Origin of the sequence: Streptomyces sp. NPDC015220 (genome assembly GCF_043079345.1) — a bacterium.
GTDB lineage: Bacteria > Actinomycetota > Actinomycetes > Streptomycetales > Streptomycetaceae > Streptomyces.
Map to the genome: position 1 here is coordinate 180,792 of NZ_JBIBUK010000006.1, position 12,167 is coordinate 192,958.

Annotated in this window: 10 protein-coding genes; 6 read left to right on the top strand and 4 right to left on the bottom strand. The window is 70.9% G+C overall.

Going from position 1 to position 12,167, the window contains the following annotated elements; genetic code table 11:
• Positions 1-114 precede the first annotated feature (114 nt).
• From ACF061_RS16085 to ACF061_RS16095, 3 genes are all read left to right on the top strand, one after another.
• Positions 115-1,125, top strand: a complete 1,011-nt coding sequence (locus tag ACF061_RS16085) for a LacI family DNA-binding transcriptional regulator (RefSeq protein ID WP_392267481.1) — start codon at positions 115-117, stop codon at positions 1,123-1,125.
• Positions 1,126-1,396: 271 nt separating this feature from the next.
• Positions 1,397-2,542 (top strand): GDSL-type esterase/lipase family protein, encoded by a 1,146-nt coding sequence (locus ACF061_RS16090; protein ID WP_392267482.1) that lies wholly within the window; start codon positions 1,397-1,399, stop codon positions 2,540-2,542.
• On the top strand, positions 2,454-2,765 hold the full coding sequence (locus ACF061_RS16095; RefSeq protein ID WP_392267483.1) for a helix-turn-helix domain-containing protein: 312 nt from the start codon (positions 2,454-2,456) through the stop codon (positions 2,763-2,765). The genes ACF061_RS16090 and ACF061_RS16095 overlap by 89 nt, the downstream gene beginning before the upstream one ends.
• Positions 2,766-3,026: 261 nt before the next feature.
• Here ACF061_RS16095 and asnB read toward each other — a convergent pair whose 3' ends face one another.
• On the bottom strand, positions 3,027-4,868 hold the full coding sequence (asnB, locus tag ACF061_RS16100) for an asparagine synthase (glutamine-hydrolyzing) (RefSeq protein ID WP_392267484.1): 1,842 nt from the start codon (positions 4,866-4,868) through the stop codon (positions 3,027-3,029).
• Between the two features lie 534 nt (positions 4,869-5,402).
• Here asnB and ACF061_RS16105 point away from each other — a divergent pair.
• Positions 5,403-5,978 carry a TerD family protein gene (locus tag ACF061_RS16105; protein ID WP_392267485.1) on the top strand — a complete coding sequence of 192 codons (576 nt, stop codon included), beginning with the start codon at positions 5,403-5,405 and terminating at the stop codon, positions 5,976-5,978.
• 248 nt (positions 5,979-6,226) lie between these two features.
• Here the strand turns inward: ACF061_RS16105 and ACF061_RS16110 are convergent, their stop codons facing one another.
• Entirely contained in the window at positions 6,227-6,997 is a 771-nt protein-coding gene (locus ACF061_RS16110) for a response regulator transcription factor (protein ID WP_392267486.1), read from the bottom strand.
• A 502-nt stretch (positions 6,998-7,499) separates the two neighbouring features.
• On the opposite strand from ACF061_RS16110, the gene ACF061_RS16115 reads away from it, so the two are divergent.
• Complete coding sequence (locus ACF061_RS16115; protein WP_392267487.1) at positions 7,500-9,008, top strand: FAD-dependent oxidoreductase; 1,509 nt, start codon at positions 7,500-7,502, stop codon at positions 9,006-9,008.
• Positions 9,009-9,080: 72 nt separating this feature from the next.
• On the opposite strand, the gene ACF061_RS16120 is transcribed toward ACF061_RS16115, so the two are convergent.
• Both ACF061_RS16120 and ACF061_RS16125 read right to left on the bottom strand, forming a co-directional pair.
• On the bottom strand, positions 9,081-9,887 hold the full coding sequence (locus ACF061_RS16120) for an SDR family NAD(P)-dependent oxidoreductase (RefSeq protein ID WP_392267488.1): 807 nt from the start codon (positions 9,885-9,887) through the stop codon (positions 9,081-9,083).
• Positions 9,888-10,039: 152 nt separating this feature from the next.
• Positions 10,040-10,540 (bottom strand): MarR family winged helix-turn-helix transcriptional regulator, encoded by a 501-nt coding sequence (locus ACF061_RS16125; protein WP_392267489.1) that lies wholly within the window; start codon positions 10,538-10,540, stop codon positions 10,040-10,042.
• Between the two features lie 148 nt (positions 10,541-10,688).
• Here ACF061_RS16125 and ACF061_RS16130 point away from each other — a divergent pair, with 148 nt between their 5' ends.
• Entirely contained in the window at positions 10,689-12,167 is a 1,479-nt protein-coding gene (locus ACF061_RS16130) for an MFS transporter (RefSeq protein WP_392267490.1), read from the top strand.

A 12,167-nucleotide genomic window follows, 5' to 3' on the forward strand; every position in this document is an offset into this window, starting at 1 on the left:
AAAACGCGTCGGCCCTTCGGCATCGAGGCCGTCCGGCATGCCGGGGGCCGGATATGCCGGGCGTGGCGCGGGTTCGTCGGCGCAGGGTCCCTGCCCGGACCGGGGAGGAACATCGTGCGGGTCAGCCTCAAGGACGTCGCGTTGCACGCGGGTGTCTCCATCAAGACCGTCTCCAACGTGGTCAACGATCAGCCCCACGTCACTCCCACCATGCGGGCGCGGGTGCAGAAGTCCATCGACGAGCTCGGCTACCGCCCCAACCTCACCGCCCGGCACCTGCGCAAGGGGCGTACCGGGATCGTGGCACTGGCCCTGCCCGAACTGGGCAACCCCTACTTCGCCGAGCTGGCCGCCGAGGTCGTCGACGCGGCGGCCGAGCGCGACTACACCGTGCTGCTCGACCACACCGGCGGCCGCCGGGACCAGGAGACCCTGGTCAGCCAGGGCTTTCGCACCCGAGTGATCGACGGGCTCATCCTGAGCCCCATCGAGCTGGAGGCGGAGGATCTGCGCGAGCGGGCCGAGCCCGTACCGCTCGTCCTGCTCGGCGAACGCGAGTACGACCTGCCCTACGACCACATCTCCATCGACAACGTCGCCGCCGCACGCGAGGCGGTGCGTCACCTCATCTCCCTCGGGCGACGGGACATCGCCTTCCTGGGCGCGCGCCGCGGGCGCAGCCAGCCCGCTCACCTGCGGCTGCGGGGCTGGCGTGAGGCGCTGGACGCCGCCGGGCTCGTCGCCGACCATGAACTGGTGGCGGCCACCGACGGCTGGGGTCACGCGGACGGGGCGGCGGCCATGGCCCGTCTGCTGGACGACGGCCACCGGCCGGACGCGGTGTTCGCCTACAACGACCTCATCGCCATCGGAGCCATGCGCGTCCTGGCCGAGCGAGGGCTGCGCGTCCCCGAGGACGTCGCCGTGGTCGGGTTCGACGACGTGGTGGAGGGCCGGTTCGGCGCCGTCACCCTCACCTCGGTCTCCCCCGACAAGGCGTCCATCGCCAAGATGGCGGTGGAGTCGGTGCTGTCCCAGCTGAACGGAGGCCCCCGGCACCAGGCCCGCCGGATCCACGCCGGTTACTCCCTCGTCCGCAGGGAGAGCACCCTCGGCCGCGGCTGAGGTCCCGCCGGGCACGCGCCGGTCCGCGGACCGGCGCTTCGTCACCGTGCGGGGCGTCCCCCGTGCGGCAGGCCGGACGCTCGGCCCAACAGACGACGCCGACCCGTCGAGCGGACGAAACCCGCCGTCTGCCGGCCGACGACACCAGCGCCTGCGCTCACTGTCGACCCGAGGCGGGTCTCGACAGCATCGACTTACGGCTTGCGCAGATAGGTATGCTGCTTCGGGCGATATCTGGGTGGTCCCTGAGGCAGCGGAGAGAAGAGCGGATGTGACCGGCGAACTACGTGAGATCCCGCTCATAGGCGGACCGGTCAGGTTCCGCGGAGCGCTGGATCTGGAGCGAACCGAGACGGGGGTGTTGCCATGGCGGTTGCCCACTTGGACGCGGGCGCAGTTCCCGGACGAGTCCGTCGAGCGAATGGCCACGCTGTCGTCGGGAGTACGGCTGGCCTTCATGACGACCGCGACCTTGCTGGAAGTCGAGGCGCTCACGACCGTCACGCAGTACGAGGGCGGTGCCGAAGACTGTGCGCCCGGAGCCTTGGAGCTCGTCGTCGACGGGGATCTGTTGCGCAGGGCACCTCTGCCCGCGGGCAATGTGTTGCATGTGTCGGCTGGGCGCGGCAGGACGGTCCCGGGTCCGTCCTGCCGCGTCACGTTCGGTCAGCTGCCACCGGGCGAGAAGGAGATCGAGCTGTGGTTGCCGCAGCAGTCTCGTACCGAGCTTGTCAGCCTGTGGGCTGACGCCGCGGTCGTACCGCCGTCGGCTACCGGTCGCCGCGTCTGGCTGCATCACGGCAGTTCCGTGAGCCACTTCCCTGAGGCTGACTCACCTGCCGACACCTGGCCGGTGATCGCTGCGGCCCTCGGCGGGGTGGAACTCATCAACCTCTCGCTGGCCGGTAACGCCCGGCTCGATCCGTTCGTGGCCCGTGCGATCCGGGACGAGCCAGCCGGCCTCATCAGCCTCAAGCTGGGCCTCAACGTCGTGACCGGTGCGTCGTTCCGGCGGCGTTCCTTCGGACCAGCGGTGCACGGGTTCCTCGACACTGTCCGGGAGGGCCACCCGGACACCCCCTTGCTGGTGGTTTCCCCGGTGATCTGTCCCCCGGTCGAGGACATCCCCGGCCCGGTGGCCCTCGACGCCGACGGATGTTTCACCGCGCTCGGCACGCCCGCCGACATCGCGAGCGGGGCGCTCACCGTCAACGCCGTACGCGATGAACTGTCCCGCATCGTGACCGCTCGCCGGATGCACGATCCGAACCTGCACTATCTTGACGGCCGGGACCTGTTCGGCACCCACGACCTCCCTGACCTCCCTGATGGCCTTCACCCCAACACCGCAGGCCACCGCCGCATCGCCGAGCGGTTCGCCGAAATCGCCTTCACGCCCCCAGGCCCCTTCGCCTGACGGGCCGCAGGGCGGTGGGTTGACGCCTGAACGGCAGGCGTTTCGCGGGCGGATCCGGCTGGAGGCTGCGGAGCGAATCGCTGCGGGTGCCTCCAACACCGAGGTCGCCGAGGACTTACGGGTGGGTGTGCGCTCGGTGCGGCGTCGGCGCCGAGCCTGGCACGACGCCGGCACCGAGGGGCTGCGCCCTGCCGGGCCCGTGTCACGGCCCCGAGATGGGTGAGGCCCTGTTCGCCGTGCTCGAGCAGGAGCTCGCCAAGGGACCGGTCGCGCACTCCCAGCGCCGCTTGTCACGTTGTCCGCCACTGGTGCCGGCTCACCCCTGGGGCAGAACCGCACTCGCGAGGGACAGGCGGGTCACCCGTCCGCGGAGCTCCTCGATCTCGGACCGCTGGTTCGCGGCGGTTCTCCTGAGCTCGTCGACGGACTCACGATGCCGCCTCTGTCTGCGTCGTGCCGCGCGGACGGCGGCCGAAGAACGAACTCAGAGGGTGAGGGTGGGGTCTTCGAGGTCGGCCCAGACGGCCAGGTCGAGGGTGCGTTCGAGGCCGTTGCGGTCACCGGTGGTGATGTCCCCGGGCGCGGTCGTGGTGATCTGCCGCAGCCGGGTGCGGTCGAGGAGGTCGAGGACGGGGCTGTCGTCCGCCGACAGCAGTTCGCGGACCTGGGTCTGCAGTTCGGTGACGTAGGCGGGGTCCTGAGTGGAGGGGTAGGGGCTTTTGACCCGCTCCGCGACGGACCGCGGCAGAAGCTCGGCGGTGGCTGCCCTCAGCAGGCTCTTCTCGCGGCCGTCGAAGGTCTTCATCGACCACGGGGTGTTGAAGACGTACTCGACCAGGCGGTGGTCGCAGAACGGAACGCGGACCTCCAGACCGGTGGCCATGCTCAGGCGGTCCTTGCGGTCCAGGAGCAGGCGGACGAAGCGGGTGAGGTGGAGGTAGCACACTTCCCGCATCCGCCGTTCCAGGTGGTCCGTCTCGTTGTCCAGGCGCGGTACCTCGCCCAGGGCCTCCTCGTACCGCTCGGCGAGGTAGCCGCGCAGGTCCAGTCGTTCCCGCAGCTGGGGATCGAGCAGCGAACTGCCGCCCCGGCCGTGCTGGCGTTCCAGCGCTGCCAGCCAGGGGAAGGTGCCGGCGTCCCGCGCGGCGGGGTCGTGGAACCACGCGTAGCCGCCGAAGACCTCGTCGGCGGACTCCCCGGACAGGGCCACCGTGGAGTGCTCGCGGATGGCCCGGAACAGCAGCAGCAGTGACTGGTCCAGGTCGCCCAGGCCCAGCGGCAGGTCCCGGGCCCGAACGGCAGCGGCGCGGACGTCCGGGTCCGCGAGGTCGCCGGGATCGAGAACGATGTCCTGGTGGTGGGTCCCCGTGTGGCGGACCACGTCGTGGACGTAGGGCGTGTCCGGTGTCGCGCGCAGGTCGTCGGGGATGAAGTTCTCGCTCTGGCCGACGAAGTCGACGGCGAAGCTGCGGACCGTCTCCTTTCCGTGGAGTTGCTGGGCCGCCAGTGCGGTGATGGCGCTGGAGTCCAGGCCGCCCGAGAGCAGGACGCACCGCGGCACGTCCGAGACCAGCTGTCGGCGGACGGTGTCCTCCAGCAGCTCGCGGACCCGCGCGATGGTGTCCTGCCGGCTGTCGGTGTGCACGGCGGCGCTCAGCCGCCAGTACGGACGGGTGCGCAGGCCCGCGCGCTCGACGGTCATCACCGTGCCGGGCTCCACTTCCCGCATGCCGGCCCAGATGGCGTGGCCGGGAGTCTTGGCCATGGAGAACAATTCGCGCAGGCCGTCCAGGTCGACGGCGCGGGGTACGTGGGGGTTGGCCAGGATGGCCTTGGGTTCGGAGCCGAACAGGACGCCGTCGTCGGTGGCGAAGTAGTACAGGGGCTTGATGCCCATGCGGTCGCGGATCAGCAGCAGCTGTTCGGTCCGTCCGTCCCAGACGGCGAAGGCGAACATGCCGTTGAGGTGTTCAGGGAGGCTGGTCCCCCACTCCAGGTAGCCGCGCAGCACGACCTCGGTGTCGCTGTCGGTGCGGAAGCGGTGGCCGCGGTGGCGCAGCTCGTCCCGCAACTCGGTGTAGTTGTACGCTTCTCCTGAGTACACCAGCACGACATGGCCGTCCGGGGTGTGCTCGCTCATCGGCTGGACGCCGCCGGGCAGGTCGATGATGGCGAGCCGACGGTGGCCCAGGGCGGCGTGCGTGTCGAGCCAGAGGCCCTGTGCGTCGGGTCCTCGGCAGGCCATCGTGGCGGTCATGGCTTCGGTGGTGGGGCGTTCGGCTTGCAGGTCGCGCTGGTAGGACACCCAGCCGGAGATTCCGCACATGGAGTGGCACTCCTTGCCCTGGAGATACATCCAATATGGTGGATGGCAGTCCCCCACAGGACCGTAACAAGGCCCACCGGTCGCCGCAGCTCACACGAGCGCGGCCGCGGTGCGCCATCAGCCGCTCGGCACTGATCGGGTGCCGAGCCTGTGGAACAGGCGCGACCCTCACCGCGGACTTCCGGCACCATGAGCACACCGCGCCGCCGCGCACCAACGGAACCGTGCCGGCTTCGCTGCCGGGTTGATCGCCGCGGAGCAGACAGGGTGCCCACCCGGTGGCAGCCGCGGCTGAGGCCGTGACTCCCGACGCCTCTGACCGGCCTGCTCCTCCCAGCGACGGAGGTCGTCCACGTCCGGCCACGCGACTTGCGACACCGGAAAAGGAGGGCGCCGACAGAGCCCGCCGGACCGCCCGAAGGAGGTCCAGTACCAGCGGAGATCCACCTCCCCGCGAACTTCTACAGTGTTGTAGATTTAAGATCGGGTCCGTGCCGCGGGGCCGGACCGACGACGTGTGCGGAGGGACAAAGCATGGGTGTTTCCCTGTCCAAGGGCGGCAACGTATCGCTGAGCAAGGAGGCTCCAGGTCTCAGCGCCGTACTCGTGGGGCTGGGCTGGGACGTGCGGACCACCACCGGCGCCGACTTCGACCTGGACGCGTCCGCGCTGCTGCTGAACGCCTCGGGCCGGGTCGTCTCCGACCAACACTTCGTCTTCTACAACAACCTCAAGAGCCCGGACGGTTCGGTGGAGCACACCGGCGACAACCTCACCGGCGAGGGCGAGGGGGACGACGAGAGCATCAAGGTGGCGCTCACCGCCGTACCCGCCGATGTCGATCGGATCGTCTTCCCGGTGTCGATCCACGACGCCGACGCCCGGGGGCAGAGCTTCGGACAGGTCCGCAACGCCTTCATCCGTGTGGTGAACCAGGCGGACGGATCCGAACTCGCCCGCTACGACCTCTCCGAGGACGCCTCCACCGAGACCGCGATGGTCTTCGGCGAGCTCTACCGCAGCGGCGCGGAGTGGAAGTTCCGCGCGGTCGGCCAGGGGTACGCCTCGGGCTTGGCGGGCATCGCCGCCGACTTCGGAGTCAACGTCTGAGCCGACGGCGTACACCACGAATCCGCGTGAGTGACGCAGCCGCCCTCCGGCCGGAAGAGGCCAGGCGTCCACGGGGTCGCCGAGCAGGGCGGGCGGGGCCTCCTCCTGCGGAAGCGTGAGCGCGACGCGTGCGGCCGCGCCGCGGACGTGCGCGCGCCGCGGCCAGGACCCGACCGCGGTCCAGGGGGCAAGCATGTTGCAGGCGTGCCGCGGGCGGTGGCGGGGCCGTCCGGTGGGGCCCCGCCACGTCACGCGGCGCAGCCGGTGCCCAGTTTGAAGCCCACGCCCCGGACCGTGATGATCCAGTCGGCGTCACCCAGCTTGGTGCGAAGACTGCTGACGTGGGTGTCGACGGTACGCCTGGACCAGGAATCGCCCCACACTTGCTGAAGCAGCCGTTTTCTGGGAATCACGGTGTCGGGGTGCGAGGCGAGAATGCAGAGGAGGTCGAATTCCTTTCGGGTGAGCCCCACACCACGACCGCCCAGACTGACCTGCCGCGCATTCACGTCGATGTGCAGCGGGCCGTGCGTGATTTCCCGGTCGACGGTGCGTGAGGACCGGGTACGACGCATGACGGCCTCGATACGCGCCATCAGTTCGCGGAATCCGTACGGCTTCACGAGATAGTCGTCCGCGCCGGCCTGGAGTCCGAGCACACGGTCGAGTTCGGATCCGCGGCTGGTGACGACGAGCAGCGGCACGCAGCTGACGGAGCGGATGCTCTTGCACACCTCCAGTCCGTCGAGGTCCGGAAGCTCGAGGTCGAGGAGGATCAGATCCGCGTCCTCGTGGGCTTCGAGGGCGGCGACGCCGAGGGTCACGTGGGTGACGTCGTGGCCGTGCCTGCGCAGCCCCGCTGCCAGAGACTCGGCGTCGGTGGAGTCGCTCTCCACCAACAGGATCTGCCAGCCGGCCGCCGGACTGGGCACCGTCCGTGCCGCGCCCGGCACGTCCTCCAGGACCGTCTGCGGTCCGCGTGTGACGCGCTCGATCGGTGGATGGTTCTCCGACCTCACCGCTGATGAGTATGGACCCATGGCCTCCCCCGGCTCATCCGGTCAGCTTGGATGTCGAACCTGCGCTCGAAATTTATCGGTCGCTTGTAGTTCATTCAAAGACTCTTGTCGTAAATACATCGTTGCGGGTTCATGAAGGTGCATGACGAAGTCATCAATCTGACGTTGTGCAGCACGTTCTGACATGCCCGCGGGTTTGTGACCGGCCGGTCGTGGAGATCGGCCGCGATCCGCCGGGACGAATGCGCCGGGGCTGCGCGAAGGCCGCCGTACGGCCCCGACGCAAGTGGCGCGGGCGACCGGCCCGACATACTGCCGCAGTACCGGCTTCACACCCGCCGTGCAGGATGGAGACGGCCGGTCCCGGCTTCCCGGCACCCCGCGCCTGAGACGGCCGCACCCCGCTCTGCCCTGCCCCGACCCGCGGTGGGTACGTCCGCTCCCGCGGCGCCCTCGACGCAGGGCCGGAGCCCGATTCCCTACTGCTGGAAGCGAGTCGCGGATGTCGCACATCCCTCGGCCCCCTGCCGTCGACGGCCCGGAGACGCCTCCCGGCCCCCATTCGGTCGTCGTGGCCGGAGCCGGCCCCACCGGACTGCTGCTCGCCGGAGACCTCGCGGCGTCCGGCGTGGACGTGGTGGTGGTCGAGAAGCGCCCGGAAGGCATCAGCAACCTGACCCGTGCCTTCGGGGTCCACGCCCGCACCCTCGAACTCCTCGACGCCCGCGGCCTCGCCGACGAACTGGTCACGACCGGCCAGGTCATCCGCGAGCTGCGGCTGTTCGGGGCGATACCGTTCGACATCGGCGCGCTGCCCTCCCGCTTCCCGTTCCTGCTGGTCACCCCGCAGTACGAGGTGGAGAAGCTGCTGCTGCGCCGGGCCCTGGAGAACGGTGCGGTCATCCGCTACGGGACCGAGGTGCTCGCTCTCGTCCAGGACGACGAGGGTGTCACCGTGTCGGTGCGCGACGCGGAGGGCGAGACGACCTTGCGGGCCCGCTATCTGGTCGGCGCGGACGGAACGCGCAGTGCGGTGCGCGAGGCCCTCGGCCTGCCCTTCCCCGGGAAGGTGGTGATCCGGTCGGTGGCGCTCGCCGATGTGAAGTTCACCGAGCAACCCAGCCTGGTGGTACAGGTGCACGGCACGGGCGACGCCTTCGGCTTCATCGCCCCGTTCGGCGACGGCTACTGGCGGGTCGGCGGCTGGGACCGGGCCCATCGGGGCGAGCCCGACGACTCCCCGGTCGCGTTCGAGGAGCTGCGCTCCCTCGTCGAGCGTGCCTTCGGCTCCGACTTCGGCATGCACGACCCGCGCTGGATCTCCCGCTTCCACAGCGACGAGCGTCAGGTGCCCCAGTACCGTGTGGGCCGCGTGCTACTGGCCGGCGACTCCGCCCACCAGCACTCGCCGGCCGGCGGTCAGGGGATGAACACCGGCCTCCAGGACGCCGTCAACCTCGGCTGGAAGCTGGCGGCGGTACTCGACGGCTGGGCCCCCGACGCGCTGTTGGACACCTACCACAGTGAACGCCATCCGATCGGCCGGGCGGTGCTGCGCAGCAGCGGGCTCAATCTGCGGCTGGCCATGGCCCACAATCCGCTGGAGATCGCGCTGCGCACGGTACGGAAGCTGGTGGTCACCCATGTGCGGCCGGTGACGCGGCAGGCGGTGGGCGAGATCACCGGAATCGGCCACTCCTACCCCGCCGCGCGCGGGGCGCACCCGCTGGTGGGCAGACGGGCGCCGGACCTGGAGCTGGACCGCGGGCGGCTCTACGAGGTGCTGCGCGAGGGGCGGTTCGTCCTGGTCCTGCCGCCTGCCGGGGAGTCCGGCGCCCCCACCGCGCTCAATACCGCCGCCCGGCGGGCGCGGCTGGTTCTCGCCCACCGCGCGGACGGCGGCGGCGCCGCCCGGGAGGCGGTCCTGGTGCGGCCGGACGGCTACTACGCCTGGGCCGGGGCGGCGGACGGACCGGCGATCGAGGCCGGCATCGGACCGTGGGTGGGGTGACCGGGCCCGCCCGGTGGAACCTCTCCCCGAGCGGACCCGCGCGGGGCCGCTCGCCTTCGGCCCGCCGCGTTCTCAGCGCGGCGGCGGCGGCGAGAGCGTGGGCAGGTGGGAGAGGAAGCCGCCGTCCACGGACAGCACCTGCCCGGTGATGAAGGAGGCGGCCGGGGAGGCGAGGAAGGTCACCAGGTGGGCCACGTCCTCCGGGGTGCCCAGCCGCGGGATGAGGTTCGCGCTCTGGAACATCCGCTGCACCGGCACGGGCATGTCCGCCTCCAGGGCCGGGGTGCGGACCAGTCCGGGCGCCACGGCGTTGCAGCGTACGCCGTCCGTGCCGTACGCGGCGGCCACGAAGCGGGTCAGCGCGGCCAGTCCGCCCTTGGAGCTTCCGTAGGCGACCATCACACGGTCCCCGGACAGGCCCTGACCGCTGGTGATGTTGATGATCGAGCCGCCGCCGCGCTCGATCATCACCGGCACGGTGTGCTTGCACAGCAGCATGGGGCCGCGCAGGTTGACCGCGAGGACCTCGTCCCACAGCTCCACCGACATCGACACCACGTCCCGGTCCTGCCGGATCGCTGAGGTCAGGGCCGCGTTGTTGTCCAGTACGTCGATGCCTCCGAAGGTGTCCACGGCGAAGTCCACCAGGCGCTTGACGCTGTCCTCCGACGCGATGTCGACGGTGTGTCCGACCACCGACAGGCCCTTGGCGGCCAGCTCCGCGGCGGCGGCCCGGGTCGGCGCGTCGGCGACATCGGCGAGTACGACGTCCGCACCGGCCGCGGCCAGTGCCTCCACGGTGGCGACGCCGATCCCTCCCGCCCCGCCGGTGACCACGGCCACTTTGCCGGCGAGGGAGTGCGTTCCATTGCTGCCCATCGGTCGACGACCTCTCGTTCGGGACGGGGAGTCGCCCCCGATTCTTGCGGGCTCGCGTGAAGGCGGTGCTGCGGGAACGTGTCACGATCGATCCGGTTCCCGGGAGGGGTGGACGACGTGTCCCGGAGGGACGGGCGGCGTGGTGTGCGGGTTCAGCCTCCTGTCCGCGCGCTGTGGTCCTCGGCGACCAGGACCTTGCGCAGCAGGGCGATCAGGGTGGCGCGCTCGGCCGGGGACAGGTCGTGCAGGAATGTCTCCTGGGAGCTCTCGGCCACGGCCAGCAGCCGACGCTGCAGGTCCTCGCCCCCGGGGGTGAGCTCGACGACCTGGCGCCGGCGGTCGGCGGGGTCGCGGGTGCGCCGGACCAGGTCCCGCTGCTCCAGGGTGTCGAGGTAGCCGACCAGATGGCTGCGGTTGAGGGCGAGTCGGTCGGCGAGGACGTGCTGCGGGAGCGGGCCGAAGTCGGCGAGCGCCGTGAGCGCGGCGAAGTGGGGGAGCCTCAGGCCGTGCTCCGCGACCGCGGCGATCAGTACGTCGTGGCCTAGCCGGGCGACATGGCTGACCAGGTAGGAGGGCAGCGCGAGCAGGCTCGGCGGGCGGATCTCCGTGTCCGGCCGGGGGGTCTGCGGTCCGCAGTCCGAGGCGTCGTTCATGGAGCGCAGCATAACCACGGAAAGCCACTGGACGTAAGCATGTCGCGATGTAATCATTACGGCACGACATGATTTCGCCGGTGCCGGTGCTCGGCGTGTGGTGCCGCCCGCGCCCCCGCACCTGCCGATCAGAGCGGAGTACCTTTCCATGACCGATCCGACGACCACCCCGGCCCACCCGCCGGTCAAGGAGGGGCGGCGGGGCGTCGCGGCCCCGTTCACCGCCCTGCTGATCGCCGTCCTCTCCTTCTCCCTGATGCAGACGATGGTCGTGCCCGCGCTCCCGGACCTGCGGCGGGAGTTCGACGTGAGCACCACCGTGGTCTCCTGGGTGCTCAGTGCCTTCCTCCTCACGGCCTCGGTGGCCACCGCGCTGCTCGGCCGGGTCGGCGACATGTTCGGCAAGCGGCGCGTGCTCGTCGCCAGCCTCACCGTGTTCGCCGCCGGGACGCTGCTGGCGGCCCTGTCGAACTCGATCGGGCTGCTCATCGCCGCCCGCGCCGTGCAGGGGGTCGGCTCGGCCGCGTTCCCCCTCGCGTTCGGCATCGTCCGCGACCAGTTCCCGCGCGAACGCGTGCCCGTGGCCATCGGGCTCATCAGCTCGACGTTCGGGATCGGTTTCGGCGTCGGGCTCGTCATTCCCGGCCCGATCGTCGACGCCCTGGACTGGCACTGGATCTTCTGGCTGGGCCTCGTCGTGATCGTCCTGGGCGTCCTCGCCGTCGTCACCTTCGTCGAGGAGTCGCCCGTCCGCTCCCCCGGCCGGATCGACTGGACCGGTGTCGTCCTGCTCAGCGCGGGTGTCGTCGCCCTGCTGCTCGCCATCAGCGAGGGCAAGTCCTGGGGCTGGGCGTCCGCCGGTGTGATCGGTCTGTTCGTGGCGGCGGTGCTGCTCCTCGCGGTCTTCGTCCTGGTGGAGCGGCGGCTGTCCGCACCGCTCATCGACATCGAGTTGCTGCGCCGTCCGGCGGTCGCGGCCTCCCATGTCACCGCGCTCGTCATCGGCTTCGGGATGTACGGCGCGTTCACCCTGGTGCCGCTGCTGGCCCAGACCCCTCCGCAGGCCGGCTACGGGTTCGGCGCCTCGGTCACCGGAGCCGGACTGTTCATGGTGCCCATGGCGGCCACCATGCTGGTCGCCAGTCCGCTCGCGGGCCGGATCGGTGCCGCCGTCGGCTTCAAACTGCCCCTCGTCCTCGCCTGCCTGATCGGCGTCGTCGGCTTCGCCGTGTACGCCGGGGCCCATGACACCGAGTGGGCGCTGTACGTCGGTTCCGGCATCCTGGGCATCGGCGTCGGCTTCGCCTTCGCGGCGCTCGCCAACCTCGTCGTCGCCGCCGTCGACCCCCGGCAGACCGGTGAGGCGACCGGCATCAACACGATCATGCGCACCATCGGCGGATCGCTGGGCGCGCAGGTGTCGGCCTCGCTGGTGGCCTCCCACACCCTCGCCGGCAGCGGCCTGCCGGCGGAGTCCGGCTACACCACCGCCTTCGTGATGTCCGCGATCGCCCTGGGCGTGGCCACGCTGGCCGCGCTCTCCGGGCCGGGCGCGCTGTGGCGCACCCCGGCGAAGGCGGCCGCGACGGGCCCCCGGCCCGAGACCAGCGGCCCCGCCGCGAGCTGA

Coding starts and splice junctions, on each gene's coding strand:
- ACF061_RS16095 (WP_392267483.1), top strand. CDS start 2,454: ATGGCCTTCACCCCAACACCGCAGGCCACCGCCGCATCGCCGAGCGGT.
- asnB (WP_392267484.1), bottom strand. CDS start 4,868: ATGTGCGGAATCTCCGGCTGGGTGTCCTACCAGCGCGACCTGCAAGCC.
- ACF061_RS16105 (WP_392267485.1), top strand. CDS start 5,403: ATGGGTGTTTCCCTGTCCAAGGGCGGCAACGTATCGCTGAGCAAGGAG.
- ACF061_RS16115 (WP_392267487.1), top strand. CDS start 7,500: ATGTCGCACATCCCTCGGCCCCCTGCCGTCGACGGCCCGGAGACGCCT.
- ACF061_RS16120 (WP_392267488.1), bottom strand. CDS start 9,887: ATGGGCAGCAATGGAACGCACTCCCTCGCCGGCAAAGTGGCCGTGGTC.
- ACF061_RS16125 (WP_392267489.1), bottom strand. CDS start 10,540: ATGAACGACGCCTCGGACTGCGGACCGCAGACCCCCCGGCCGGACACG.
- ACF061_RS16130 (WP_392267490.1), top strand. CDS start 10,689: ATGACCGATCCGACGACCACCCCGGCCCACCCGCCGGTCAAGGAGGGG.